This window comes from Paracraurococcus lichenis, from assembly GCF_030657435.1.
Classification (GTDB): domain Bacteria; phylum Pseudomonadota; class Alphaproteobacteria; order Acetobacterales; family Acetobacteraceae; genus Paracraurococcus; species Paracraurococcus lichenis.
Genome location: NZ_JAUTWS010000331.1, coordinates 1 through 1,093, shown reverse-complemented (window position 1 = coordinate 1,093; position 1,093 = coordinate 1). Strand labels below are relative to the sequence as shown.

1 protein-coding gene is annotated in these 1,093 nt (G+C 62.7%); it reads left to right on the top strand.

Going from position 1 to position 1,093, the window contains the following annotated elements; translation table 11 throughout:
- Window positions 1-237 precede the first annotated feature (237 nt).
- Window positions 238-1,083 carry an IS5 family transposase gene (locus Q7A36_RS40045; protein WP_305109366.1) on the top strand — a complete coding sequence of 282 codons (846 nt, stop codon included), beginning with the start codon at window positions 238-240 and terminating at the stop codon, window positions 1,081-1,083.
- Window positions 1,084-1,093 lie beyond the last annotated feature (10 nt).

Genomic DNA, 1,093 nt, shown 5'->3' with positions numbered 1-1,093 from the left:
CCGCGAGCGCCACCTCAGCCACCGCCTCCTCAACGACTACGACGCCATCGTCGAGGCGCTCCGCTTCGCATGGCTCGCGTTCACCAAGGACCGACTGCACTCCCTGACCAGCTACCCATACATCGAACAGGTCAACATTTAGGCAGGGCGGTATAAGAGCCTGTTAAGCAATTATATTACGTATTGGTGGTTGCGGGCAGTATCGCCTGGCAAGAAACTCGACGCCATCTCTGTTGCATGACGTCGATTTCTTACGCATCTGACTTGAGTGACGCGGAGTGGGCGATTTTGGCGCCGCTGCTCTGCCCGGGAAAGCAGGCGGGACATCCACAGGTCTTCGCCCTGCGGCGCATCGTCGAAGCCGTGTTCTACCTGCTGCGAACGGGATGCCAGTGGCGCGCCTTGCCGCATGACTTCCCGCCCTGGTCGGCGGTGTTCTACCACTTCGCCAAGTGGCGCAGGGGCGGCACCTGGGAGCGGATCAACACGGCGCTGCGCGAGCAGCACCGCCTTGCCATTGGCCGCGAGGCACAGCCTACGGCGGCCATCATCGACAGCCAGTCCGTCCGTACCACCGAGGCCGGCGGCCCGCGCGGCTATGACGGCGGCAAGAAGGTCTCTGGCCGCAAACGCCATATTCTGGTCGACACCGAAGGCACCCTGCTGAAAGCCCGCGTACACGCCGCCGACATCCACGACCGCAGCGGTGCCCCGTTGCTGCTCGCCGGCCTCAACACCGAGTTCCCGTTGATCGCCTTGATCTGGGCTGACAGCGCCTACCAGGGCCTGAAGGCATGGCTTCAGGAAACCTTGGGCTGGCAGCTGACGATCAGCAAGCATTGGTGGACGGGTCTGCGTGGCATCTGGGGCAGTCCAGACCAGCCATCACCCCAGATTCCGCGCGGCTTTCACGTGCTCAAGCGGCGCTGGGTCGTGGAGCGAACCTTCGCCTGGTTCGGGCGAAACCGCCGCATGAGCCGAGACTTCGAACGTCTTATCCAGACCAGCGAGATGCTGCTTTACGCCGCCATGGCGCGCATCACACTCCGCCGGCTCGCCAACAAACAACAGAAAATTGCTTAACAGCCTCTAA